Annotated in this window: 23 protein-coding genes; 11 read left to right on the top strand and 12 right to left on the bottom strand. The window is 37.2% G+C overall.

Features of this window, described 5'->3' with window-relative positions; translation table 11 throughout:
- Positions 1–9: 9 nt before the first annotated feature.
- The gene (gene cmk / locus ACZ1GR_RS15885; RefSeq protein WP_472609845.1) at positions 10–702 is read right to left on the bottom strand and encodes a (d)CMP kinase; all 693 of its coding nucleotides are present in this window, start codon (positions 700–702) and stop codon (positions 10–12) included.
- 105 nt (positions 703–807) lie between these two features.
- Positions 808–3,258: an endopeptidase La gene (lon, locus tag ACZ1GR_RS15880; protein ID WP_472609844.1), complete on the bottom strand. Its 2,451-nt coding sequence runs from the start codon at positions 3,256–3,258 to the stop codon at positions 808–810.
- Between the two features lie 220 nt (positions 3,259–3,478).
- Here lon and ACZ1GR_RS15875 point away from each other — a divergent pair, with 220 nt between their 5' ends.
- The 4 genes from ACZ1GR_RS15875 to ACZ1GR_RS15860 are packed head-to-tail and all read left to right on the top strand — an operon-like array spanning position 3,479 to position 6,428.
- Positions 3,479–4,036 (top strand): RNA polymerase sigma factor, encoded by a 558-nt coding sequence (locus tag ACZ1GR_RS15875; protein ID WP_472609843.1) that lies wholly within the window; start codon positions 3,479–3,481, stop codon positions 4,034–4,036.
- Positions 4,037–4,038: 2 nt separating this feature from the next.
- Positions 4,039–4,602, top strand: a complete 564-nt coding sequence (locus ACZ1GR_RS15870) for a hypothetical protein (protein ID WP_472609842.1) — start codon at positions 4,039–4,041, stop codon at positions 4,600–4,602.
- Entirely contained in the window at positions 4,583–5,680 is a 1,098-nt protein-coding gene (locus tag ACZ1GR_RS15865) for a DUF4097 family beta strand repeat-containing protein (protein ID WP_472611828.1), read from the top strand. The genes ACZ1GR_RS15870 and ACZ1GR_RS15865 overlap by 20 nt, the downstream gene beginning before the upstream one ends.
- A 25-nt stretch (positions 5,681–5,705) precedes the next feature.
- A complete protein-coding gene (locus tag ACZ1GR_RS15860; RefSeq protein WP_472609841.1) occupies positions 5,706–6,428 on the top strand; it encodes a head GIN domain-containing protein in 723 nt (240 codons plus the stop codon).
- Positions 6,429–6,476: 48 nt separating this feature from the next.
- Here the strand turns inward: ACZ1GR_RS15860 and ACZ1GR_RS15855 are convergent, their stop codons facing one another.
- The 4 genes from ACZ1GR_RS15855 to glgB all read right to left on the bottom strand — a co-directional run bounded on the left by ACZ1GR_RS15855 (position 6,477) and on the right by glgB (position 13,119).
- The gene (locus ACZ1GR_RS15855; protein ID WP_472609840.1) at positions 6,477–7,811 is read right to left on the bottom strand and encodes an MFS transporter; all 1,335 of its coding nucleotides are present in this window, start codon (positions 7,809–7,811) and stop codon (positions 6,477–6,479) included.
- Between the two features lie 65 nt (positions 7,812–7,876).
- The gene (locus ACZ1GR_RS15850; RefSeq protein WP_377767769.1) at positions 7,877–8,686 is read right to left on the bottom strand and encodes a M48 family metallopeptidase; all 810 of its coding nucleotides are present in this window, start codon (positions 8,684–8,686) and stop codon (positions 7,877–7,879) included.
- A 36-nt stretch (positions 8,687–8,722) separates the two neighbouring features.
- The gene (locus ACZ1GR_RS15845) at positions 8,723–11,122 is read right to left on the bottom strand and encodes a glycoside hydrolase family 31 protein (protein WP_472609839.1); all 2,400 of its coding nucleotides are present in this window, start codon (positions 11,120–11,122) and stop codon (positions 8,723–8,725) included.
- A gap of 101 nt (positions 11,123–11,223) precedes the next feature.
- Positions 11,224–13,119, bottom strand: coding sequence for a 1,4-alpha-glucan branching protein GlgB (glgB, locus tag ACZ1GR_RS15840; RefSeq protein WP_472609838.1), 1,896 nt, complete (start codon positions 13,117–13,119; stop codon positions 11,224–11,226).
- Positions 13,120–13,285: 166 nt separating this feature from the next.
- Here glgB and ACZ1GR_RS15835 point away from each other — a divergent pair, with 166 nt between their 5' ends.
- From ACZ1GR_RS15835 to ACZ1GR_RS15815, 5 genes are all read left to right on the top strand, one after another.
- Positions 13,286–13,855, top strand: a complete 570-nt coding sequence (locus tag ACZ1GR_RS15835) for a collagen-like triple helix repeat-containing protein (RefSeq protein WP_472609837.1) — start codon at positions 13,286–13,288, stop codon at positions 13,853–13,855.
- A gap of 119 nt (positions 13,856–13,974) precedes the next feature.
- Positions 13,975–14,478 carry a peptide-methionine (R)-S-oxide reductase MsrB gene (gene msrB, locus ACZ1GR_RS15830; RefSeq protein WP_472609836.1) on the top strand — a complete coding sequence of 168 codons (504 nt, stop codon included), beginning with the start codon at positions 13,975–13,977 and terminating at the stop codon, positions 14,476–14,478.
- Positions 14,475–14,882, top strand: coding sequence for a peptide-methionine (R)-S-oxide reductase MsrB (gene msrB / locus ACZ1GR_RS15825; protein ID WP_472609835.1), 408 nt, complete (start codon positions 14,475–14,477; stop codon positions 14,880–14,882). The genes msrB (ACZ1GR_RS15830) and msrB (ACZ1GR_RS15825) overlap by 4 nt, the downstream gene beginning before the upstream one ends.
- Before the next feature lie 144 nt (positions 14,883–15,026).
- Complete coding sequence (gene lpdA, locus ACZ1GR_RS15820) at positions 15,027–16,418, top strand: dihydrolipoyl dehydrogenase (protein WP_472609834.1); 1,392 nt, start codon at positions 15,027–15,029, stop codon at positions 16,416–16,418.
- Between the two features lie 10 nt (positions 16,419–16,428).
- Entirely contained in the window at positions 16,429–16,707 is a 279-nt protein-coding gene (locus ACZ1GR_RS15815) for a DUF3817 domain-containing protein (RefSeq protein WP_472609833.1), read from the top strand.
- On the opposite strand, the gene ACZ1GR_RS15810 is transcribed toward ACZ1GR_RS15815, so the two are convergent.
- From ACZ1GR_RS15810 to ACZ1GR_RS15795, 4 genes are all read right to left on the bottom strand, one after another.
- The gene (locus ACZ1GR_RS15810; RefSeq protein WP_472609832.1) at positions 16,704–17,891 is read right to left on the bottom strand and encodes a PQQ-dependent sugar dehydrogenase; all 1,188 of its coding nucleotides are present in this window, start codon (positions 17,889–17,891) and stop codon (positions 16,704–16,706) included. The two genes, ACZ1GR_RS15815 and ACZ1GR_RS15810, sit on opposite strands and share 4 nt — an antisense overlap.
- A gap of 62 nt (positions 17,892–17,953) precedes the next feature.
- Positions 17,954–18,370 (bottom strand): type II 3-dehydroquinate dehydratase, encoded by a 417-nt coding sequence (aroQ, locus tag ACZ1GR_RS15805; RefSeq protein ID WP_472609831.1) that lies wholly within the window; start codon positions 18,368–18,370, stop codon positions 17,954–17,956.
- 84 nt (positions 18,371–18,454) lie between these two features.
- Positions 18,455–18,928, bottom strand: a complete 474-nt coding sequence (locus ACZ1GR_RS15800; RefSeq protein WP_472609830.1) for a hypothetical protein — start codon at positions 18,926–18,928, stop codon at positions 18,455–18,457.
- A gap of 204 nt (positions 18,929–19,132) precedes the next feature.
- Positions 19,133–19,645: a hypothetical protein gene (locus ACZ1GR_RS15795; protein WP_472609829.1), complete on the bottom strand. Its 513-nt coding sequence runs from the start codon at positions 19,643–19,645 to the stop codon at positions 19,133–19,135.
- A gap of 146 nt (positions 19,646–19,791) precedes the next feature.
- Between ACZ1GR_RS15795 and xerD the strand changes: the two genes are divergently transcribed.
- Positions 19,792–20,688, top strand: a complete 897-nt coding sequence (gene xerD, locus ACZ1GR_RS15790; protein WP_472609828.1) for a site-specific tyrosine recombinase XerD — start codon at positions 19,792–19,794, stop codon at positions 20,686–20,688.
- Positions 20,689–20,692: 4 nt separating this feature from the next.
- Here the strand turns inward: xerD and ACZ1GR_RS15785 are convergent, their stop codons facing one another.
- Positions 20,693–21,028 (bottom strand): hypothetical protein, encoded by a 336-nt coding sequence (locus ACZ1GR_RS15785; RefSeq protein ID WP_472609827.1) that lies wholly within the window; start codon positions 21,026–21,028, stop codon positions 20,693–20,695.
- 276 nt (positions 21,029–21,304) lie between these two features.
- Here ACZ1GR_RS15785 and ACZ1GR_RS15780 point away from each other — a divergent pair, with 276 nt between their 5' ends.
- Positions 21,305–22,996 carry a glycoside hydrolase family 13 protein gene (locus ACZ1GR_RS15780; protein WP_472609826.1) on the top strand — a complete coding sequence of 564 codons (1,692 nt, stop codon included), beginning with the start codon at positions 21,305–21,307 and terminating at the stop codon, positions 22,994–22,996.
- On the opposite strand, the gene ACZ1GR_RS15775 is transcribed toward ACZ1GR_RS15780, so the two are convergent.
- Positions 22,981–24,270, bottom strand: a complete 1,290-nt coding sequence (locus ACZ1GR_RS15775; protein WP_472609825.1) for an NAD(P)/FAD-dependent oxidoreductase — start codon at positions 24,268–24,270, stop codon at positions 22,981–22,983. The genes ACZ1GR_RS15780 and ACZ1GR_RS15775 overlap by 16 nt on opposite strands.
- Positions 24,271–24,372 lie beyond the last annotated feature (102 nt).

Genomic DNA, 24,372 nt, shown 5'->3' with positions numbered 1-24,372 from the left:
GCGTCTTTTTTATTTGGTCTCAATAATCCGCAAGGTGTAAGCATGTATCCTTTCGAACTGTTCGTCTAGCCCCATATCGCCATTGTCAAATTCAATAGCATCTTCAGCTTTTTTTAATGGCGAAATTTCTCTGTGGGAGTCTATATAATCCCGTTCACGTACGTTACTAAGTACTTCTTCAAAAGTCACATCTTCTCCCCTATCCAACAATTCTTTATACCTTCTATTTGCACGTATTTCCGGGGAAGCGGTCATAAACAACTTTAGCTCCGCTTGGGGAAAGACCACTGTACCAATATCACGACCGTCCATTACAATACCTTTTTCAAGCCCCATCTCTTGTTGTAAGGCTACCAATTTCTTTCTAACCCCGGCAATAGCGGCAACCTTGCTTACATACTTTGAGACATCCATAGTACGAATTTGCTTTTCAACATTCTCGCCGTTCAAAAACATTTCTGATTTACCCAACTCAGAATTGGGAACGAACCTAAGGGTTATCTCTGATAAGGCATTTACTAAACTATCACTATCTAAAACTTGATCTGAAATAAAATTATGTTCTAAGGCGAAAAGCGTTACCGCTCGATACATAGCCCCAGTATCAATGAAAACATAACCAAGCGCATTTGCCAATCTTTTGGCTATTGTACTCTTACCTGTTGAAGAATAGCCGTCAATAGCTATAATGATTTTTTTCATTTATGCCTGTGGATTTTCGGTATCGCTCAAAAATAAAAATAAATAGTTCTCGATTTTAGTTTATACTGAGCTAAGTCGAAGTACTTGAACGAACAGTAATCTCAATTAAAGACTTTTAGCATTTTTTACTTTCTGCTTCGTAATGGCTATGTCGATGACCTCGCTCATATCATTCACATAATGGAAGGTAAGTCCCTTTAAATAGTCTTCTTTAATTTCCAAAATGTCTTTTCTATTGTCCTCGCATAGAATCAATTCTTTGATCCGAGCCCTTTTTGCAGCTAGAATCTTCTCTTTTATACCACCAACAGGAAGTACCTTACCGCGTAAGGTAATCTCACCCGTCATCGCCAAACTTTTCTTCACTTTACGTTGGGTAAATAAGGAAACTAAGGAGGTTAGCATGGTAATACCAGCGCTTGGCCCATCTTTTGGGGTTGCTCCTTCCGGAACATGGATATGAACATTGTATTTTTCGAAAACCTCGGGGTTGATTCCAAAAGAATCTGCATTTGATTTTATGTACTCCAATGCGATGGTAGCCGATTCTTTCATCACCTTACCTAAGTTTCCTGTTATATTCAAAGTACCTTTTCCTTTTGATAAAATAGATTCTATAAAAAGAATATCACCACCGACACTTGTCCAAGCCAATCCGGTAACTACCCCTGCAACTTCATTGTTCTCATATTTATCCCTTTCTAAACGGGCCGGGCCTAAGACTTTTTCAATAGTATCATTGGCTACCTTAATATCATATTCCTCCTCAGTTGCAATATTTTTAGCTGCATAACGCACCATTTTGGCCAATTGCTTTTCTAACGAGCGCACCCCAGATTCACGCGTATACCCTTCTACAATTTTCTCCATTTGAGGCTTTCCAATCTTAAGATGTTTCGTTTCAAGACCATGTTCTTTAAGCTGCTTAGGTAACAAATGCCTTTTTGCAATTTCCACCTTTTCTTCAATGGTATAACCGGTTACATTAATAATTTCCATTCGGTCTCGCAAAGCTGGTTGAATGGACCCTAAATTGTTAGCCGTTGCAATGAACATAACCTTAGATAGGTCATAACCCATTTCTAAGAAATTGTCGTAAAACTCACTATTCTGTTCGGGGTCTAAAACCTCTAACATAGCTGATGAGGGGTCTCCCTGATGGCTATTCGATAGCTTATCGATTTCATCTAAAATAAAAACAGGGTTTGAAGTACCCGCCTTTTTAAGACTTTGTACTATTCTACCTGGCATTGCACCGATATAGGTCTTTCGGTGACCTCTAATTTCAGCCTCATCCCGAAGTCCTCCTAAAGACATCCGTACGTATTCTCTACCAAGTGCTTCGGCAACAGATTTTCCTAATGAGGTTTTACCGACACCTGGGGGGCCATAAAGACAAAGAATAGGAGACTTCATATCGTTACGCAGTTTTAAAACTGCCAAATACTCTATAATTCTTCTTTTTACATCTTCTAATCCGTAATGATCTCTGTCAAGAATTTTTTCTGCGCGTTTTAAATCAAACTTATCTTTTGAAAATTCGTTCCAAGGGAGGTCTAAAAATAAGTCCAGATAGTTTCTTTGGATAGAGTACTCCGCTACTTGCGGATTCATACGCTGCATTTTAGCGAGTTCTTTTTCAAAATGCTCTTTTACCTTTTTGCCCCATTTCTTTTTCTTGGCTTTATTGCGCATTTCATCAACCTCTTCTTCATAAGAAACACCACCCAATTCTTCTTGAATAGTTTTCATCTGCTGGTGAAGAAAGTATTCACGTTGCTGCTGGTCCATATCACTGCGGACCTTTGATTGAATATCGTTTTTAAGTTCTAATTTCTGAAACTCAACATTCATATATTTTAAAGTAGCCAACGCGCGTTCTTGTAAATCTGGAATTTCGAGCAAGTGTTGCTTTTCAGCCACCCCAAGATTTAAGTTTGAGGAAACAAAATTGATTAGAAAAGAATTGCTCTGAATATTTTTGATCGCAAACGTAGCTTCGCTGGGTATATTCGGGTTATCTTTTATAATCTTAAAAGCTAAATCTTTAATAGATTCGATTATAGCCAAAAACTCTTTATCCTTTTGGTCTGGTCTGGTCTCAGCAGCCTCACGAATAGTCGCCGTCATGTATGGGTCTTCTGTAAGTACCTCTGCAATCTCAAAGCGCTTCTTGCCCTGAATGATAACGGTGGTATTACCATCTGGCATTTGCAGCACTCTCAAAATGCGGGCTACCGTACCCAAGGTATTTATATCCTTTACCTCAGGGTCTTCAGTTTCAGCATCTTTCTGAGAAACGACACCAATGGTCTTATTGCCATTATTGGCGTCCTTTATCAAGTTAATGGATTTATCCCTGCCCGCCGTAATAGGTATAACAACCCCAGGAAACAGTACAGTATTGCGCAAAGGCAAAACTGGTAAGGTTTCTGGCAAGGTCTCCTTGTTCATTTCCTCTTCATCCTCCGGAGTCAATAGTGGTATTAATTCTGCCTCTTCATCAATTCCTTGCAAAGACATATTGTCAAAATTTGTGAATTTTACTTCTCCCATAATAGCTATATCGGTCATTATGTCATCGAACAAATAGTTTTTATTCTTACTATTTGATACCCTTAATAGTTTAAAATCCTATAATTAAAGGGCTTAGCACAACATATTAATCATATTCAAATACCTAAGTGCAATTGTTATGCCACCAGAAATGAAAAAAAATAAAAGAAAGTGTAACAAATAGTAAATTGCTTAATCTATAAGACAAACCATTCACTTTTTGAGCCACAAAAATGAACATACTGACGCATTGTTGCAATTGTGTCTAGAAGGAAAACAAAGCGCACAGCTAGAAATTTACAATCGGTATTATAAAGCAATGTACAATACAGCTTTACGAATTGTAAAACATACAGCAGAAGCCGAAGATGTAATGCAAGAGTCATTTTTAAACGCGTTTATGAAACTGCATACATTTAAAGGTGAAGTTACCTTCGGGGCATGGTTAAAACGAATTGTGATTAACAACAGTATCTATCATTACAGAAAACAACAGAAGAATCAAACTTCTGATTTAGATGAAGTATTGTACAAGGTCGAAGATAATGACGGAGTTGCTTTAGATCATAATGGTTATACTGAGCTGAAGGCTCAAAAAGTGATGGAAACCATGAAAAGTTTAAAAGACAATTACAGAGTTTCTTTGACCTTACATTTAATTGAAGGTTACGATTATGAAGAAATCAGTACGATAATGGATATCAGCTATGCAAATTGTAGAACAACGATTTCAAGAGCTAAAGAAAGTCTAAGAAAAAGGTTGAATGTAAATGTGTAATTATGAAAGAGAAGGACGAAATAAAAATTCTATTCGATAGGTTGCAAGATGATTTTGACTTTGAGAGCCCAGAGCAAAACCATCAAGAAAGGTTTTTAGAAAAACTGAACCAATCTAGAGGAGTAGTAGCTATACCACCTAAAAAGAGAAATTGGTTAAGACCTTTGTCGATAGCCGCTTCCCTAGTTTTACTATGCCTACTTGGAATTCAATTCTTTGGAAATCAAGCCACCATAAAAGAACAAGTGGTTGAAATTGCTCCTGAGGTGACCAAAACAGAATTTTATTTTGCAAGTTTAATCGAAGAACAAGTTCAAGAGTTAAAGAATGAAAAATCACCTGAAACTGCACAATTGGTAGATGATACCCTATTACAACTGAATAAACTTGAAGGAGATTATCAAAAATTAGAACAAGATTTACTTAAAGGAGGTAACAGTAAAATAATACTAAATGCAATGATTATCAATTTTCAGACGAGAATTGACTTATTAAAAGAAGTGCTCAACAATATAGAAGACATTAAAAATTTAAAATCAAATAATGATGCGAACTTTACAATTTAAATATATCATATTAAGCCTTTTATTGGTTCCTTTTACCGCGATGGCAATTGAAGGCGGGGGCGGACCTAAAGGAAAGTATACCAAAGAAAAAACCATTAAAAAAGAATTCACCGTAAACTCAGATGCTCTTTTTAAGGTAAAAAATAGTTACGGTAATTTGAACATTACGTCATGGAATCAAGATAAAATCATGATTGAAGTACATATAAAAACCAACGGTAACAATGAAGAAAAAGTTCAGGATAGGTTAAATGAAATTGATATCGATTTTGAGAACAGCAGTAGTATGGTTTCTGCTATAACACGCTTTGGAGATAACAATCGTAATTGGGGCTGGAACTGGGGAAAGCGTAATAATGTCAATGTTCAGGTAAACTATACGATAAAATTGCCTGTTAAAAACAGCGTTAGCCTTAATAATGACTATGGCAACATTTATCTTGACAGAATTGACGGACACGCAAAAATTAATTGCGACTACGGTAAAATGGAAATAGGTGAACTACATGGAAGAAATAATGAATTGCGTTTTGACTATACTTCACGCTCTACGTTCGATTACATTAATAGCGGTGAAATTATAGCCGATTATTCAGGATTTACAATTGAAAAAGCCGGCAATCTTACTGTTAGGGCAGATTACACAAATGCAGTTATTGGAGAAATGGGTAATTTGGATTACAAATCCGATTACGGTTCTATGGAAGTGAAAAATGTGAAAAACGTGCAAGGCAATGGGGATTACATTAGTATAAAATTAGGAGAAGTACATGGAAACGTAGATGTGGCTTCAGATTATGGATCCGTAAAAATTAACAAATTAGCCTCAGATGCCGGCAATGTGAATATCAAGTCAGATTATACAGGTATAAAAATAGGGTATGATACCGCATATAACTTTGATTTTGAAATATCTACGGAGTATGCCGGGGTCAGCGGTAAAGATGATTTCACGATAAATGTTAGCAAAGAAAAGTCTTCTGACAAATATTATAAAGGATATTACGGAAAGGAAAACTCTGGTAATATGGTCACTATTGATAGTGAATATGGTGGCGTATCATTTTATAAAAATTAAACTTAAAATCAATTAAAACACAATCATGAAAAAATTAGCAACACTAAGCTTAGTATTATTTTCCGTTGTAGCAACAGCACAATGGGGAAAAAGAGTAAAAGGAAATGGTAAAACTGTAACCATAGAAAGATCTGTTGGAGATTATGATGCCGTTGCCGTTGCCGGCTGGTTCGATGTAAAACTAGTAGATGGTACTGAAGGTGAGTTGACTCTAAAAGGCGAAGAAAATCTTTTAGAGTATATCAAGACCGAAGTAAAAGATGGCAAACTAGTGATTAAAACCGAAAAAGGTGTAAACCTAAAGCCATCAAACTGGAATTCTGGAATTTACATTACCGTGCCTGTTGAATCTATCGATATGGTATCCCTTTCGGGTTCTGGAGATGTTGTGGGCGAGACCAAAATCAAATCCAACAACTTTAAAACAAGAATTTCTGGTTCTGGTGATCTTTCTTTATCCATTGAAGCAGAATCTGTGGAAGCTACCATGTCTGGTTCTGGCGATATGAACTTATCAGGAAAAACAAACGACCTTGATGTACAGGTATCTGGTTCTGGTGATATAAAGGCGTATGATTTAGATGCCGAATTTGTTACTGCACAAGTATCGGGTTCTGCGGATATAAAAGTTACCGCCAATCAAATGCTAAAAGCTAGAGTTTCTGGATCAGGTGATATTAGCTATAAAGGAAATCCTAAGAAGATTGACACTAAAACATCTGGTTCTGGCGATATTTCAAGCTATTAAGATTTTACAATCAAAAAACAACCACATCAATCAATAAGCGAGGAAGCCCTAACTTTTAAGTTGGGGCTTTTTGTTTACCCGCAATAATAAAAATACCCCTATCAAAAAGAAAAGCCCTAAGAAAATAGTACTGTTACGCATACTACCAGTTACTTGGGCCACGGCACCATACATCAAGGTACCTATTACAATCCCTATTTTTTCTGCAACATCATAAAAACTAAAAAACGAAGTGGTATCCGTAGTTTCAGGTAAAAACTTAGAATAAGTAGAACGAGATAAGGCTTGAATACCCCCCATCACTATACCTACAAGACCGGCGGCAATGAAGAAATCAGTCGGAGTTATAACAAAATAGGCATATACACAAAGAAATACCCATACGAGATTTACCCAAATTAATGTCTTTATGTTTCCATATTTCTTCGATAAAAATGCGGTCAAACATGCCCCAGCAATTGCAATTACCTGAATAATAAGAATACTTGCTATTAAACCAATGGTTCTAAAATCGTCTGAGCCCCAATCTACCTCCTCTTCCCCAAAATAAGTAGCAATCAACATTACCGTTTGCACGGCCATGCTGTAAACAAAAAAAGCACCGAGATATCTTTTAAGTTTTATTTCAGTACCTAGTTGTTTCCAAACCCCTTGCAGCTCTTTAAAACCATTTAAGATAATATTACGCCTTTCCCCTTCTCTTTTGTAACCCTTTGGTAGATGTTTAAAAGTATATTGACTAAACAAGGCCCACCAAATGCCCACAGTGGCAAAAGAAATCTTCATTGCCTTCATTTCTGCAGGATTACCTGTACTATCTTCCAAACCATAGAACTTAGGGAACATTACCATGCTCAAGTTAAAAAGCAATAGCAATACGCTTCCAATATATCCTAGAGAAAACCCTTTTGCACTAATACCATCTTGTTGCTCCGGATAAGCAATATCTGGCAGATAAGAATTATTAATAGCAAAACTTACCCAAAAACCTACCAAACCGAAGAAATAACAAGCCAATCCAAAATAAATATTTTCTAATGAAAACCAGTATAAACCTACGCAAGAAACAGCTCCTAGATAACAAAAGAATTTTAAAAATATCTTCTTATTTCCCAGATAATCAGCAACACCTGAAATCAATGGCGTAATTATGGCAATAAAAACGAAAGCGGCTGAAGTAACATAACTAATCAGTGGTGCCCTGGCTATTTCGCCCCCGAATACGGTTACTTTTTCAATCTCGGCTACACGGAATAAAGCGCCATAGAATATGGGGAAAATCGCCGATGAAATCACCAAACTATATACCGAATTGGCCCAGTCATAAAATGCCCAGGCATTCAATAACTTTTTACTTCCTTTTAAACTTAAGATGGACGTCATATTTATAAAAGTAAAAAAGCTGTTCGAAAGGAACAGCTTTTACTAATTTTTATTTTTTGACAACTTTATTTAAATGAAGTTACTCCAAATTTGGCCGCCTCTTGTTTTGCTAGAGGAGCCCATGCTGTCAAGTTGTTGATCCTGGTATCATTCGAAGGGTGGGTACTCATAAATTCAGGTGGTGCTTGACCTCCACTTTTCGCCTTCATTCTTCGCCACAGCTCCGCAGCCTCGTCGGGGTTATAACCTGCAATTGCCATAATTTGAAGACCTATTCTATCAGCTTCTGTTTCATGGCTTCTGCTAAAAGGCAACATACCTAAAACGGTAGATCCAATACCGTACGATTGATTGAATATGTTTCTTGCCTTGGGGTCTTTAATAGCTACATTACCAGCTACGGCCCCAAGTTGTTGCACCATACCCGCGCTCATACGCTGCGCTCCATGGTCTGCAAGCGCATGGGCAACCTCGTGCCCCATAACAACGGCAACACCTGTTTCAGTTTGCGTTATTGGCAGAATACCGGTATAAAAAACTATTTTACCTCCAGGCATGCACCAAGCATTTACGGTTTCGTCATTTACCAGATTATATTCCCATTTATAGTCGTTCAAGTAACCGGGGTATCCATTGGCATCTAACCACCGTTCGGCCGCAGAAGCTATTCTTTGACCCACACTGGTAATCATTTGCGATTCTGCAGTACCTGTAATCACCTTGTTCTCTGTCAAAAACTGGTCATATTGCGCAAAAGCCATTGGAAAAATTTGGCTGTTCGGCATAAAATTCAGCGTACTTTTTCCTGTAAATGGATTGGTTTTACAAGCCACAACAGCTAAAAATACTGCGATTGTTAAACTAAGTTTTCTCATAATGTATAGTGTTTATAACTAGAAAATTACAAAATTTTATTTAGCCGAAATATATAAAGACGTAAAGTCTTTACTTATCTCAATACTGTTATTTCCGTTGAGTTTTACCGATTTAAAATCAACTTCATCATTGTCTATCTCTATCGTCTTTATCTTAAAAGGTAATCCATGAAAATGAAGCTTTATCGTTTCATATGCCGTTCTATAGCTTCCATCTTTAAATTGTTGAATGCTCAACCCTTCTTGTTTACCCTTTAACTTAAAGTTTCGAAGGCTATAACGCCCTTTTTTATAATCATACCCATCTTGTTGATCTTCATAAACCGTAGAAGTTTCAACACCGTCTTTAAAATATACATCAACTTTCAATTGGTCTATTTCTACCTCGCCGACATACTGCTGAACGGGGTATTTGGGTATCATAGCACCTTCTTTAATAAAAAGCGGAATCTTATCAATTCCTGCAGACACCCACTTTTCGGCACCCCCCTCGACTACTTCTTCAGTCCAATAATTATACCATTTTCCTTTTGGAATATACATTCGCCTGCCTTGAGAATTTGGCTCTTGCACTGGGCAAACCAATATTTGCTCACCAAATAAGAATTCATCTGTTCTAAAATGTGTCTGCGCATCTTCTTGATCATAAAAAACCAAAGACTGCAACATAGGCAAACCTTCTTTGATATACTTGTAAAACATGGTGTATAGATACGGTAGCAGTTCATACCTTAGCTCGATAAACTTTCTTACGATATCTGTAACCTCTTCCCCAAAGGACCAAGGTTCTTGCTCGCCATGATCACCACTCGAGTGCACTCTACAAAAAGGATGAAACACCCCTAATTGTACCCATCTAGCAAACAACTCTCCATTAGGTTGCTCGGCAAAACCACCAATATCTGAACCTACAAATGAATAGCCACTCATGCACATTCTTTGCATTTGAACATTGGCTATCCATAAATGTTCCCAAGTCGCTACGTTATCTCCTGTCCATGTAGCACAATAACGCTGAGTACCAGAGTATCCTGCCCTTGTCAACACAAAAGGTCTTCTTGGAAAGGTAAACTTTTTCATACCTTCAAAAGTGGCACGTACCATTTGCATACCATAAACATTATGTGCTTTTCTATGGCTACATGGGTGACCATCATAATCATGCCTTACATCAAGGTTGGCTGTTTTTGAAGGCACCTCCATAACGGCAGGTTCGTTCATATCATTCCAAACCCCATGAACCCCTATATCGGCAATCATTTCTTTATAGAGACCTGCCCACCATTCACGCACTTCAGGATTCGTAAAATCAGGAAACTTACATTCTCCCGGCCAAACTTTTCCTTTAAAATGTGGCCCATCGGCCCTTCTACAAAAGAAACCATTATCCATGGCTTGTTGGTATACCCAATAATCACGATCAATCTTAATACCCGGATCAATCATGGTAACCGTCTTGAACCCATCTTTTTGTAATTCGTCCACCATTTTCTTCGGATTTGGAAAACGACGATTGTCCCAAGTAAAACAACGGAAGCCTTCCATATAATCGATATCTAAATAAATAGCATCACATGGAATTTTTAATTCTCGAAATTTACTGGTAATATCCTTAACTTTTTTCTCTGGATAATAACTCCATTTTGATTGATGAAATCCTAAGGCCCACATTGGTGGCAGCTCTGGTACACCCGTCAAATTGGTATAGGATTCAACAACTTGCGAAATTTTAGGTCCGTAAAAGAAATAATAGTTCATTTCTCCACCATCGGCCCAAAAACTTGTAATATTTCTACGTTCATGGGCAAAATCAAAATGGGTTCTAAATGAGTTGTCAAAAAAGATACCGTATGCAATATTTTTGTTCAACCCTACATAAAAAGGGATTGATTTGTACAAGGGTTCTTGGTCTTTGCCGTAGGCATAAGAGTCTGTTGCCCAATTGTTTATTCGTTTGCCCTTTAGGTTTGTATGCGAAGCTTTATCACCCATACCGTAATAACTTTCAGCAGATTGGGTGACTTTACTCATTTTTACAATATTTCCCCCATAGTCATAACTCTCCTCCCAATGAAAGCCTTGCTCATCTTCATTGATGATATTATCCTCTAAATCGGTAATCTGGACTTTTAAATTTGATTTTTTGACGTAAATTTTAATTTTACCTGTGGTAATTGCGTATTCTGGCGGCTCTTCTTTAACATCTAACTCATTATACCCTAAACTTACGTTTTCACTTATTGCATACGAAAAGTCTGGTTCAAATACATGCTCTGTAGCGTAACGGAACCTTACCACACTATCGCGCATTACCGTTATCTCTAAAATCACCCCGTTTTGAGTTGTAAAATAAAGCTTGTCGTTATCTTGCCTAAACTCTGTAATTTGATTGGGGTGCTGATTGCCCCTTCTTTCGATTTCAGTATTGGTAATCATAGGATATTTTTTATGAGACTAACAAAAGAAGAACATTAGACCGAGAATATGAAAAGATGTTTTCAACAGTACCTTAGCTATAACGTTATAGTTCTCTTTTGTTACTTAAAAATCTGCACACTTAGTGGTGGCAATATGGTTTTGAATGAATATGCTCTACCGTGCATTTCTTTTTTAACAGGTTTAACGGTTTTCTTACCTAAGCCACTACCGCCATATTTGGTATCATCACTATTAAAGACCTGCTTTAACTGTGTGCTTTTAGAGACCCCGATGGTATAATTTTCTCGAGGTACAGGGGTAAGATTGCAAACAATTACTAAATCATCTTTACTATCGTGCCCTTTGCGGAGATATGTTAACACAGAATTTTCGCTGTCCCCGTAATCTATCCATTCAAAGCCCTCATTACTAAATTGTTTTTCATGCAAGGCAGGATAATCTTTGTAAACCGTATTTAAGTCTTTAATAACATTCTGAATACCTGAATGAAAATCGTACTCGGTAAGGTGCCAATCAAGGCTTTGTTGAAAATTCCATTCTGATGTCTGGCCAAATTCACCGCCCATAAAAATCAGGTTAGCTCCAGGATGTGTAAACATATAGCCGAAAAGTAATCTCAGGTTAGCAAAACGTTGCCATTCATCCCCAGGCATGCGATATACCAAAGATTGCTTGCCATAAACCACTTCATCATGTGAAAAAGGAAGCATAAAGTTTTCAGTAAATGCATAGGTCATACTGAATGTGATATCATTCTGATGATGCTTACGATAGATAGGCTCTTTCTTAAAAAATTCTAGGGTATCGTGCATCCAACCCATCATCCATTTCATGCCAAAACCAAGACCGCCAAAATGTACCGGTTTAGAAACCCCTGAGAATGCCGTTGATTCTTCGGCAATGGTCTGTACTCCCTCAAAACTGGCATAAACTTCTTGATTCATCTCCCGTATAAAAGACATTGCCTCAAGGTTTTCGTTATTTCCGTACATATTAGGCTCCCACTCCCCATCTTCCCTTGAATAATCTAGATAAAGCATTGAAGCAACGGCGTCTACACGAAGGCCATCAACATGATATTGATCCAACCAAAAAATAGCATTGCTAATTAGAAAAGCCCGGACTTCATTTCTACCATAGTTAAAAATCAAACTTTTCCAATCAGGATGATAGCCTCTTCTTCTATCGGGGTGCTCATAAAGATGTGATCCATCAAAAAAACCAAGGCCATGGGCATCTTCAGGAAAATGTGATGGTACCCAATCTAGAATTACACCTATACCAGCTTGGTGCAGTTTATCTACTAGCAGTTTAAAATCTTCCGGTTTTCCGAAACGGGCGGTTGGGGCAAAATAACCCGTAAGTTGATAGCCCCAAGACGGGTCATAAGGATATTCCATGATGGGCATAAATTCTACATGCGTGAAGCCCATGTCACTTACATAGGTCACCAGTTCATTAGCAAGTTCTGCGTAAGAAAGAAAATCATTGTTCATTTTTCTTTTCCAAGAACCTAAGTGTACCTCGTATACGGAATAGGGTTTATCTAAGGCATTATGATTGGCTCTGGTATCCATCCAACTCTTATCATTCCATTTGTATGGGGCATCCCAAACAACAGAGGCAGTTTTTGGCGGATGTTCGCAAAATCTAGCAAATGGGTCTGCTTTTTCGGTAACAATGCCGTCATTATTGGATTGTATTTTATACTTATATATAGCGCCTTTGGCTACCCCGGGAATAAAACCTTCCCAAATTCCGCTAGAATCCCATCTAACATTTAATTGATGTTCTTGATCGTTCCAAAAATTAAAATCACCGACAACGGCAACAGCTTTGGCGGTAGGCGCCCAAACAGCAAAGTATGTACCTTTTACCCCATCAATCTCTAAAAGATGAGAACCCAACTTTTCGTACAACCGATAATGCTTTCCACCCTTAAATAAATTTATATCGAAATCTGTAAAAAGACTATGTGTAATAACCTCTGCCATGTTATTAAATTAAGTGAATTACAATATTAAGCATCTTTAAGAAAGATATACCTAATTAGCATATAGAATTAAGAAATTATGAGGGTAAATTAAAAATGGAACGCTTTTTGATTCCTAATAATGCAAACAAAAAAATTATAACCATTTCAATTCAAAATCAGAAATTATGCAAAAAATCAAACTTTTATTAGGCTCATTAGCCGTTATCTTTTTTATGTCTTGTGAAGGACCTCAAGGACCCCCAGGATTTGATGGTTTAAATGGTCTTAACGGACTTGACGGCCAAGATGGGGTAAATATTTTAGGAAAAGTTGTGGAAGTACAAGGGACTTTTTCAGCGGCCAATGATTATACCATTTCATACGAATTTCCAGATACCATCGAAGTTTTTGAATCTGATGTGGTTTTGGTATATCTTCTATTTGAACAAGTAGATGACCCGAATGGTGGAGACCCTATAGACGTATGGCGTTTATTACCCCAGACCAGGATTTTGGATCAAGGGCTTTTGCAATATAACTATGACCATACTTTTTTTGATGTAAATATATTTTTAGAATCTGATTTTGACTTAACAACGTTACCTTCAGGTGATACTGATGACCAAATCTTTAGAATTGCTGTTGTACCTGCAGAATTTGGTGAAGACAATAATATAGATGTATCGAATTTAAATGCAGTGATGAGTGCCCTCAACGTTAATACAGATACCGTAGAAACTTCCGTTTTGGATTAAAAATACCAAGTGCTATTATATTAAAGCCCTTTTCAGCAATGATTAGGGTTTTTTCTTTGAATTAATTGCTAATTTTGAAAGGAAACGTGTTTTTGAACGTCTCATTTAAAAAAGAAAACATGGGGAAAAATATTGCTATACTGGTTCTTTTGGTCCTTTCTGGATGTAAAGGAATATCTCAAGAAGAAAAGGAAAAACTTACTGCTAAAAGCGACGAGAAAAAGACTTATGCCGTGACCAAAACAGATGCTGAATGGAAAGCTGAACTAACCGATGCGGAATATTATGTGCTTCGTAAAGCCGCCACTGAAAATTCATTTAGTAGCGACTTGTTAGAAAACAAAGAAAAAGGAATCTATGTTTGTGCTGGCTGTGCCACGCCACTGTTTAGAAGTGAAAATAAGTTTAAGTCAGGTACAGGATGGCCCTCTTTTGACCAAGAAATAGAAGGAAATGTTGCTTATGATGTAGATTACAAAATAGGCTACGCCAGAACAGAAGAACATTGTGCAACTTGCGGCGGCCATTTGGGGCACGTTTTTAATGATGGCCCAAAAGAAACTACCGGTAAGAGGCATTGTATCAATGGTGTTGCTTTAGATTTTATACCCGACCCACAATGAAAAAGTACGGCGTTGAAAAATCAGAAGAAGAGTGGAAAGAACTTCTTACTCCTGAAGAATATTACGTTTTAAGGCAAAAAGGCACGGAGCGACCGCATACGGGAGCGCTAAATCTGCACTTTGAAAATGGTGATTATCATTGTAAAGGCTGTAAAGCAAAACTCTTCGAAAGTGAACATAAATTTGAAAGTGGCTGCGGTTGGCCTTCTTTTGACGAAGCTGTAGAAGGAGCCATAGAGTATATCAGGGATACAAGTCACGGAATGGTTAGAACAGAAACCGTATGTGCAAATTGTGGCGGTCATTTAGGTCATGTTTTTAATGATGGACCTAGGGAAACCACGGGCCAACGCTATTGTATCAATTCTTTAAGTATCGATTTTGATGCTTCCGAGAAGCAATAAGAATAGATTATATAAACTTCAGTTCTAGAGAGATATCACTCAATTCTAGTTTTACGTTATACAAAACCTGTTGTTTGATAGTCTAAAATTTACAACTCTTCACTATCTTTGCACCTCCATTTTAACAACTAAAATCTTTACGGAATGAGCAATTTTGATGTTATTGTTTTAGGTAGTGGTCCAGGAGGTTACGTAACTGCGATTAGGGCTTCTCAATTAGGTTTAAAAACCGCTATAGTTGAAAAAGAAAACTTAGGTGGTGTTTGCCTAAATTGGGGTTGTATTCCTACCAAAGCATTACTAAAATCTGCACAAGTATTTGAATATTTAAAGCATGCCGAAGACTACGGGCTTAACGTAAAGAAAGTAGAGCATGACTTTGATGCTGTTGTTAGCAGAAGTAGAGGTGTAGCGGACGGAATGAGTAAAGGGGTTCAATTTTTGATGAAGAAAAACAAAATTGAAGTTTTAAACGGATACGGAAAAGTACTACCTGGTAAAAAAGTCGCTGTTAAAGGTGAGAATGGTAATGCAACTGAGTATAGTGCAAACCATATAATCATCGCCACTGGTGCAAGAAGTCGTGAATTACCCAGTCTTCCACAGGATGGGAAAAAAGTTATCGGCTATCGCGAAGCAATGACTCTAGAGAAGCAACCTAAAAAATTAATAGTTGTTGGTAGTGGAGCTATCGGTATTGAGTTTGCTTATTTCTATAACAGCATGGGTACAGAAGTTACTGTGGTAGAATACTTGCCGAATATTGTTCCTGTTGAAGATGAAGATGTGTCCAAGCAGTTGGAGCGTAGCTTTAAAAAATCTGGAATCAAAATAAAGACTTCTGCAGAAGTAACTAAGGTAGATACTAGTGGAGATGGTGTTAAGGCTACTGTAAAAACAGCAAAAGGAGAAGAAGTTTTGGAAGCTGATATTGTTCTTTCTGCTGTTGGAATAAAAACGAACATCGAAAATATCGGTCTTGAAGAAGTCGGTATTGCTACGGATAGGGATAAAATTTTGGTTAACGATTACTATCAAACCAACATTCCAGGTTATTATGCTATTGGTGATGTTACACCGGGGCAAGCATTAGCCCATGTAGCTTCTGCCGAGGGTATTCTTTGTGTAGAAAAAATTGCCGGAATGCATGTTGAAGCCTTGGACTATGGCAACATTCCAGGGTGTACCTATTGTTCACCAGAAATAGCTTCTGTTGGCTTGACCGAAAAACAGGCCAAGGAAAAAGGATATGATATCAAAGTTGGTAAATTTCCTTTTTCTGCAAGTGGAAAAGCAAAAGCTTCTGGAAATTCAGACGGATTCGTAAAAGTAATCTTTGATGCCAAATATGGAGAATGGCTGGGATGCCATATGATAGGAGCCGGAGTTACCGATATGATTGCTGAAGCAGTATTGGGAAGAAAACTTGAAACAACTGGCCATGAAGTTTTAAAAGCTGTGCACCCGCATCCGACCATGAGTGAGGCGGTTATGGAAGCTGTTGCTGCTGCTTATGATGAGGTTATCCACTTATAAAAACTAAGCTTTGCTAACACTTTTTAGAGCCACGGCTATTTTAGAAGGAATATCATATCTTCTATTGTTTGGTTTAACCATGCCCCTAAAATATTGGGCAGAAATCGGAGAACCCAATAAGGTCGTTGGAATGGCACATGGAATTCTTTTTATTCTATTTGTGGTTTTAGCAGGTATCGTTTGTTGGGAACGTAAATGGAGTATAAAAAGGTTTCTAATCTTTTTTATTGCTTCTCTGCTCCCATTTGGAAGCTTTTATGCCGACAAGAAATATTTGAAAGAACATTAGTTTTCTTGAACAACGAACTTATAAATAGTACCATTAAACGCACAGATAAATAGATTCTCATTGGCATCGGTTCCGAAAGACGCAATATTAAGCCCTGATTCTAAAAGCAGTTCGTTTGCACTACCATCCTCTTCTAAAACCCATATTCGACCGCTAACAAAATCACCGTACACATATTTACCTTGTAATGTAGTGATGTCATCACCTCTGTAGACATAGCCTCCGGTAATTGACCTGTCACCATTATCTTGATTGTATTCAAAAATGGGTGCTATCAGACCCGTGTCATCACAATCTCCTGAAAAACAAGAAGTACCTTCGAACAGTTTCCAGCCGTAATTACCGCCTGGCTCGACAACATCAATTTCCTCTATTTCGTTTTGGCCAACATCGCCAGTCCATAATTTACCAGTGGTTGTATCGAAACTCATTCGCCACGGATTACGAAATCCATAGGCAAAGATTTCATCTCTTGAGGCAGTATCATCAACAAAAGGATTATCAGAAGGTATAGCATAGTTCAAGCCTCCTTCTTGATTATCAACATCTATTCGAAGAATATTCCCTAATAGATTTGTTCTGTTTTGGGCATTTCCATCGGGGTCACCACTTCCACCTCCATCACCCATTGCAATATACAAGTAACCATCAGAACCAAAAGCTATTTGACCACCATTATGATTTGTTGCAGGCTGTGGGATTTCGATGATAACAAGCTCACTGGCCAAATCAACACTATTCTGATTTGTAGTCGAAACAGTAAATCTAGAAATTACGGAGAGTCCTTCTGAGGGTGTATAGCAGGCATAAACATAAGCATTGCTTGTAAAATTTGGATGAAAGGCAAAGCCCAGTAAACCTTGCTCACTAGATGTAGAAATTGTCCCTCTCAAATCAAGAAATACATTAGTTTCCGTAGTGCTTTCATCGTTTTCAAAAACCTGAATAGCACCTCCTTTTTCAGCGACAAAGATTCGATTGGTACCATCATTAGGAGATTGAAAATCTAATGGCTGTGTAAAACTAAGATTGGGAAACGCATTTATTAGCCCTATTGTCTCCTCTTCTGACATTTCTTCTTCGGAATCCTCCATTCCATCCTCTGGATTACTATTGAATTCTTCCGTCTCACAAGAAAATATAAAAAGGGATAAGAACAAAAAAAGGTTTTTAAGAACTTTCATAGCAGTGGGGTTTACAATTATATACGTAAAAACCCTTGCCAATAGATTTTTTGAACTATTTCTTAAACCTTAAAGCTCTCTATGGCCAAGTCATAGCTCTGTAGCCCAAAACCTAAAACTACGCCTTTAGCTCCAGAAGAAATATAAGAAGTATGTCGAAAATCTTCTCTTTTAAATGTATTGGAGATATGTACCTCGACAACAGGCGTTTCAATTGCTTTTACCGCATCACCAATGCCCACTGAGGTATGGGTGTAAGATGCCGCATTTAGAACAATACCATCATAAGTGAAGCCCACTTCTTGAAGCTTATCAATAATTTCGCCCTCAATATTTGACTGAAAATATTCTAACTCCAGCGTTTTAAATTTAAACTGCAGCTTCGTAAAGTAATCTTCAAAGGTCTCTTTTCCGTAAACCTCGGGTTCACGCTTGCCCAAAAGATTTAAGTTGGGCCCATTTATTATTATAAGCTTCATAAAGTAAAAGTAATAATAATTTAAGGGCATAAAAAAACGGAAGCTTATACGCTTCCGTTTCAATACGATATAATAAAAAACTATTTAATCAAAGGCGTATCTAAAGCCTAAGGCAAAAATACCGGCTTCAAAACGATCTCCTTCAAAACCTTCGCTCAAACCAAGACCTGGTCTCCAACTAGCTGAAAAAGCCAAAGGAACGTCAGGAATTTTAAAATCAAGTCCTGCATGTGGTCTTAATAAAATTTGAGTATCAAAGTCTTTAATAAGCCAAATACTTGGGCCTATACCCGCAAACCACTGTAATCCATCGGCACCAGTAAACTGGCCATGATACGAATATAAAAAGGTTAGTGAAGTCACACTGTCTTCAAAACCTAGGTCAAACTGACCAACATGATTTTCGCTAAAAAAGTACTTTCCGCTTGGCCCAACAAAAGTAAACCCATCTCCTAAGTCAAGGCCAAGACCTACAGCGGCCGTATAGCTTGTTTGGCCAAAAGATGACGTAAATGCAAAAGCGAAAAAGGTCATGCAAATAATAACTGTTTTTCTCATAATTTCTAGTTTAAGTGTTCATGTTTGATTGTAAGAATACTATTTCAAAAATAAAAGAAAGCAAACTTATTTCAATCAAAAAACACAAAAATGTTACGGAGTCGTTTTGACTTCATTGAAATTTATAGCCAATAAGATAATTATTAGGACTACTGCAGAAATATCAGTATCGATAAAAAAATAGTTCGTTTGAATTAATAACTATTAGAACAAAAATAATACCCCTACCACCACCGTAGCAAAAGTACCTTCGTTACTAATTGCAGCATATGAAACGTTTAGCTCTGTTGTTCGATTAATATCTACGCCTATCATTGGCTTGTAATAAAGCCCCCCTTCAAAACCATCGCTAACGCCAATAGCATAACCAATATCGCCACCCAATTTAAAGCCATAAGAAGGGTATACCCTTAAAGCAGCGGCAGCCGGAATGTATTGTAAATTGGCAAATTCTGTGCTGATTGTTATTCCGCCATCAGATATAGTTTCATCTTCGCCAAAAGCATTATTAAATCCTGTGGCTAAGCCCAAATCGATTTCTTTTGAGAGCCCCCATACATATAGAAGGTCTACACCTAAACTGAAGCTATAAAAGTCGGACACGTCACCGGTAATAATACCTGCGTTTAAACCAGCCCTAAAATTCGTACGATCTACTTGCGCATGAATGCTTAAAGAGGTGATTAAAAAAATAATAGTTGCTACAAAAATTTTCATAATAAAATGGTTTGGTTATTTGTGATTGCAAACTTATCACCTTTTACAAGCCTAGATAATTAAAGTTGTAATCTGCTTTAAATCAGTTGTAAAAACAGGACTTTGTGAAGGAGAAATGTTTTTACATTCTAATGTATCTTTACTGAATGAAATGGAGTCAAGCCTTACAAGACTATAAACACTACTTGAAAATAGAACGAGGTTTATCAGAAAATTCCATTAAAAATTACACTTTAGATGTAGCTAAACTTATTGATTTTTTAGAACAGTCTAAAATCACCGAAAGTCCAATATCAATCTCAAAAGAAACCATACAGCAGTTTGTTTATGAAATCGCAAAATTGGTAAATCCTAGATCGCAAGCGCGTATTGTTTCTGGTCTAAAAGGTTTTTTTAATTACTTGATTTTTGAAGACTTCCGTGCAGAAAACCCTATGGATTTAATCGAGTCTCCTAAAATTGGAAGAAAACTACCAGATACCCTCTCTACCGAAGAAATTAATCAATTAATTCGTGCCATTGACCTTTCAAAACCTGAAGGTGAGCGGAATAGGGCCATTCTTGAAACCTTGTACGGTTGTGGGCTTAGAGTATCAGAATTAACCAACCTAAGACTGTCTGATCTCTATTTTGAAGAAGATTTCGTAAAGATAACAGGAAAAGGAGATAAACAGCGCTTTGTACCTATTAGTAAACTCAATAAAAAATACATCAACCTGTATAGAAATGAAGTTCGAGTGCATCAAAAAATCGAAGTAGGTCATGAAGACTTTGTATTCTTGAACAGAAGAGGAAAGCAATTGACCCGAGCAATGATTTTTACCATTATAAAACGACTTGCTTCTGAGATTGGACTAGATAAGAACATCAGCCCGCACACCTTTAGACATTCATTTGCCACGCATCTTTTAGAAAATGGTGCAGACTTGCGCGCAATACAGCAAATGCTGGGTCATGAAAGTATTACAACTACAGAAGTTTACATGCACGTTAATCGCACACACCTAGCCAAAGTTTTAAATGAGTTTCATCCCAGAAAATAAAATTTTAAAACCTAAATTTTGAACCAAGGTTTAAAAAACTAGTTCCAGGTTTCTCTGAACCTAAAGGATTTACACTTGAAGAATTCATAACAGGAAGCTGAAAAATACCTTCAATAGAAAGATTTTCGTTGAATTGATGCCCAGCACCCATTATAATATCAACCCTAGGTGGCTTTATCCCTCCAGGCACAAACTCCCATTCGGCCTGGGCACCTCCTATCAAATAAGTTTTCTCGTCAGAGAGGTACTTCTTTAAAAGAAGAGGAGCTCTAAAGCGCTCTCCCAAAACATTTCTTTGATAAAAACCTCTAATCTCTACCTCTAAATTAGTATTTATCAAATGTGTAACCGAAAAATTCGAGTAGCGTTCACCATTACTATAAAGTAGGATAAGAAAAACCTCCGATATCTAAGGTAGACGTTTCTTTCTGAGCAAACATGAAATTTGCCGTATGCATAAAAAGTAATAGCAACAAAGTCTTTCTCATCTACTTCAAATTAATAATATCTTCTTTAACACATCTACCTATTGGCTAAAAATTAACGCCATTCCCTTCCCAATTTATTTACTCTAACAAAGCTTAAAGTAATATATTTGAAACTTAAAAATCTCAAGATGTCAGAACTTAAAAGACAATGGTGGAAAGAAGGCGTGGTCTACCAAATATACCCGAGAAGCTTTCAAGACACTACCGGAAATGGTGTTGGTGATTTAAACGGTATTACCAAAAGACTGGACTATATTAAAAGTCTTGGAGTAGACATTATTTGGCTCTGCCCTGTTTACCAATCACCTAATGATGACAATGGCTATGACATAAGTGACTATCGCACCATTATGGCCGAATTTGGTACCATGAAAGATTTTGACGCACTCTTATCCGGCATGAAGTCTAGAGGTCTGAAACTGATTATGGACTTGGTGGCCAACCATACAAGTGATGAGCATTTTTGGTTTCAAGAGTCCCGAAAATCAAGAGACAATAAATATCGAGATTATTACCATTGGTGGCCAGCGGAAAAAGGCACACCACCTAAAAGATGGAGCTATTTTGATGTAGACGGTAATGCTTGGAAATATGATAAATTGACTGATTCGTATTATCTACATTATTTTTCGGTAAAACAACCCGATTTAAAATGGGAAAATCCTGAAGTACGAAAAGAAATTTATAATATTATTCGCTTTTGGTTTGATAAAGGTGTAGATGGTTTTCGCATGGACGTCATACCGTTTATTTCGAAAGACACTACTTACCCCGAGCTACCAGAGAAATATAAGGGAAATTATGTCTCTTACTATTCAGAAGGGCCAAGATTACATGAATATCTGCATGAAATGAACCAGGAGATATTATCGAAATATGATGTAATGACCGTTGGGGAAGCTCCTGGGATTACATTAGATAAGGCATTGGATTTTGTGGATGAAGAACGTGAAGAACTAAATATGTTCTTTCATTTTGATTTAATGTCTTTGGATAGGGATGGTGATGAAGTTTTTTGGATGAGAAACGATAAATGGAAACTTACCGAGTTCAAAAAAGTTCACTCTGACTGGGATAAGGTTTTTGCCAAAAGAGGATGGGGAAGCATGTTTTTAAGCAATCATGATTTTCCGCGGAGCGTAAGCAGATGGGGCAATGATTCGCCCGAGCACTGGCGTAATGCATCAACAATGCTCCATACCTTTCTATTGACAATGAGAGGTACACCCTATTTCTATTTTGGGGATGAAATAGGTATGACCAACGTTCGTTTTGACACTATAGAAGATTATAAAGATATTAATACGCTTAACCGATATGAACTTTTAAAACAGAGTGATATAAGTCTAGATGACTTTATTGAGAACGAAAAAGAAGCTGCACGTGATAATGCGAGAACACCGATGCAATGGGATAGCAGTACGTATTCTGGTTTTACCGAATCTAAACCTTGGATAAAGGTGAATTCAAATTATAAAACCGGTATCAACGTTGCGGCACAAGAAAATGATAGCCATTCTGTTTTGAACTATTTCAAAAAAATGGTGCTACTTAGAAAACACCATCTTGGTCTTGTTTATGGTGATTACGAGTTACTATTAGAAGATAATGAAGAAGTTTATGCCTACACCAGAATTTTTGAATCAGAAAAATATCTAATCTTACTAAGTTTTTCGGAAAACAAAACCACCGTAGATATTGACGAAGTTTCTTTCAAAAATGCCGAACTACTTATTTCAAATGATACGACGCTAAAATCGCAATCAATACCAAACTTTCATTTAAAGCCTTATCAAGCTTGTGTTTATGAATTAACCTGATATTTCTTTTTGAAAGGACGAATGATTAATCGAGCTTCCCTATCAAATTTGATATAATTATATACCCAATTGATAAAAACCACTACCCTATTTCTAAAACCAATTAGGAAATAGAGGTGAACGAACATCCATATAAACCAAGCGAATATACCTTGCGATTTAAATTTTGGAAGGTCCGCTACGGCCTTATTTCTACCTACGGTGGCCATACTTCCTTTATCATTATATTTAAAAGGTATTAAAGATTTATCTTCAGACATTCTAATCAGGTTCTTACCTAAATTTTCACCTTGTTGAATGGCAGGTTGCGCCATCATGGGATGCCCGTGAGGGTATAATTCAGATTCCATTTGAGCAACATCGCCCAAAGCAAAAACATGCTCGAAACCTGTCACTTTATGAAACTCATCAACCTTTAAGCGGTTTCCACGGCATAACAACTCTTTTGCATCCAATCCATTCACAGATACCGCCTGTACTCCTGCCGCCCAGACTAAAGTAGCCGTTCTAAAAACGGTATCAGTATTTGTAGTGGCGACCATGCCATCATAATCGTTGACCCGAACATTTTTCCAAACATTTACCCCTAGGCTTTCTAAAAACTGTTCTGCTTTTTTCGACGCAATCTCGCTCATGGCCGGTAAAATTCTATCGCCTCCCTGCACAAGATTAATTTGTGCCCTTCTGGTATCCAAATCGGGGTAGTCTTTTGGCAGTATTCCCTTTTTTATTTCTGCAAGTGCACCAGCCAATTCGACTCCTGTTGGTCCCCCACCTACAATAACAAAATTCATAAGTGCTTCACGCTCATGCAAATCATCTGTCAACAAAGCCTGCTCAAAATTTTCTAAAATTAAGCTTCGTAAGTTCAATGATTCCGGAATAGATTTCATAGACATGCTGTTCGCTTCAATTGCTTTGTTACCAAAAAAATTGGTTGTAGAACCCGTTGCTACTACTAGATAGTCAAATTTTAAAGCACCAATATTTGTTTTCACCAAATTGGTATCGGTATCTATGGCCAAAACTTCTGCTAACCTAAAATAGGTATTTGGAAAATCGTGAATTACCTTTCTAATCGGATAGGCTATGGAGTCTGGCTCCAATCCACCAGTAGAAACCTGATATAATAAGGGCTGAAAAGTATGGTAGTTGTGCTTATCTAAAAGCACCACCTGAAATTCTTTATTACGTAACTTTTTTGCTAAAGAAATACCCCCAAAACCACCACCTATAATGACAATTCTTGGAAAACTTGATTGTGGTATATTCATAGAATCGATTGAACAACAAATTTACAAATAAGCCATAGGTATCCGTTAATTTTCCGAGAAGCATTTTAGTATATTTATCATAAGATTAAACCAATCCATACC

It is taken from the genome of Croceitalea sp. W27, from assembly GCF_055693185.1.
The sequence above is the reverse complement of the archived record's forward strand: the minus strand, read 5'-3'. Positions and strand labels throughout refer to the sequence as shown.

What these genes read in the sequence shown, in the direction of transcription:
- ACZ1GR_RS15855 (WP_472609840.1), bottom strand. Translation starts at nt 7,811, where the DNA reads ATGACGTCCATCTTAAGTTTAAAAGGAAGTAAAAAGTTATTGAATGCC.
- ACZ1GR_RS15780 (WP_472609826.1), top strand. Translation starts at nt 21,305, where the DNA reads ATGTCAGAACTTAAAAGACAATGGTGGAAAGAAGGCGTGGTCTACCAA.
- ACZ1GR_RS15800 (WP_472609830.1), bottom strand. Translation starts at nt 18,928, where the DNA reads ATGAGAAAAACAGTTATTATTTGCATGACCTTTTTCGCTTTTGCATTT.
- glgB (WP_472609838.1), bottom strand. Translation starts at nt 13,119, where the DNA reads ATGGCAGAGGTTATTACACATAGTCTTTTTACAGATTTCGATATAAAT.
- ACZ1GR_RS15795 (WP_472609829.1), bottom strand. Translation starts at nt 19,645, where the DNA reads ATGAAAATTTTTGTAGCAACTATTATTTTTTTAATCACCTCTTTAAGC.
- ACZ1GR_RS15810 (WP_472609832.1), bottom strand. Translation starts at nt 17,891, where the DNA reads ATGAAAGTTCTTAAAAACCTTTTTTTGTTCTTATCCCTTTTTATATTT.
- ACZ1GR_RS15845 (WP_472609839.1), bottom strand. Translation starts at nt 11,122, where the DNA reads ATGATTACCAATACTGAAATCGAAAGAAGGGGCAATCAGCACCCCAAT.
- ACZ1GR_RS15775 (WP_472609825.1), bottom strand. Translation starts at nt 24,270, where the DNA reads ATGAATATACCACAATCAAGTTTTCCAAGAATTGTCATTATAGGTGGT.
- aroQ (WP_472609831.1), bottom strand. Translation starts at nt 18,370, where the DNA reads ATGAAGCTTATAATAATAAATGGGCCCAACTTAAATCTTTTGGGCAAG.
- ACZ1GR_RS15850 (WP_377767769.1), bottom strand. Translation starts at nt 8,686, where the DNA reads ATGAGAAAACTTAGTTTAACAATCGCAGTATTTTTAGCTGTTGTGGCT.
- msrB (WP_472609836.1), top strand. Translation starts at nt 13,975, where the DNA reads ATGGGGAAAAATATTGCTATACTGGTTCTTTTGGTCCTTTCTGGATGT.
- lpdA (WP_472609834.1), top strand. Translation starts at nt 15,027, where the DNA reads ATGAGCAATTTTGATGTTATTGTTTTAGGTAGTGGTCCAGGAGGTTAC.
- cmk (WP_472609845.1), bottom strand. Translation starts at nt 702, where the DNA reads ATGAAAAAAATCATTATAGCTATTGACGGCTATTCTTCAACAGGTAAG.
- msrB (WP_472609835.1), top strand. Translation starts at nt 14,475, where the DNA reads ATGAAAAAGTACGGCGTTGAAAAATCAGAAGAAGAGTGGAAAGAACTT.
- ACZ1GR_RS15835 (WP_472609837.1), top strand. Translation starts at nt 13,286, where the DNA reads ATGCAAAAAATCAAACTTTTATTAGGCTCATTAGCCGTTATCTTTTTT.
- ACZ1GR_RS15870 (WP_472609842.1), top strand. Translation starts at nt 4,039, where the DNA reads ATGAAAGAGAAGGACGAAATAAAAATTCTATTCGATAGGTTGCAAGAT.
- ACZ1GR_RS15865 (WP_472611828.1), top strand. Translation starts at nt 4,583, where the DNA reads ATGCGAACTTTACAATTTAAATATATCATATTAAGCCTTTTATTGGTT.
- xerD (WP_472609828.1), top strand. Translation starts at nt 19,792, where the DNA reads ATGAAATGGAGTCAAGCCTTACAAGACTATAAACACTACTTGAAAATA.
- lon (WP_472609844.1), bottom strand. Translation starts at nt 3,258, where the DNA reads ATGGGAGAAGTAAAATTCACAAATTTTGACAATATGTCTTTGCAAGGA.
- ACZ1GR_RS15860 (WP_472609841.1), top strand. Translation starts at nt 5,706, where the DNA reads ATGAAAAAATTAGCAACACTAAGCTTAGTATTATTTTCCGTTGTAGCA.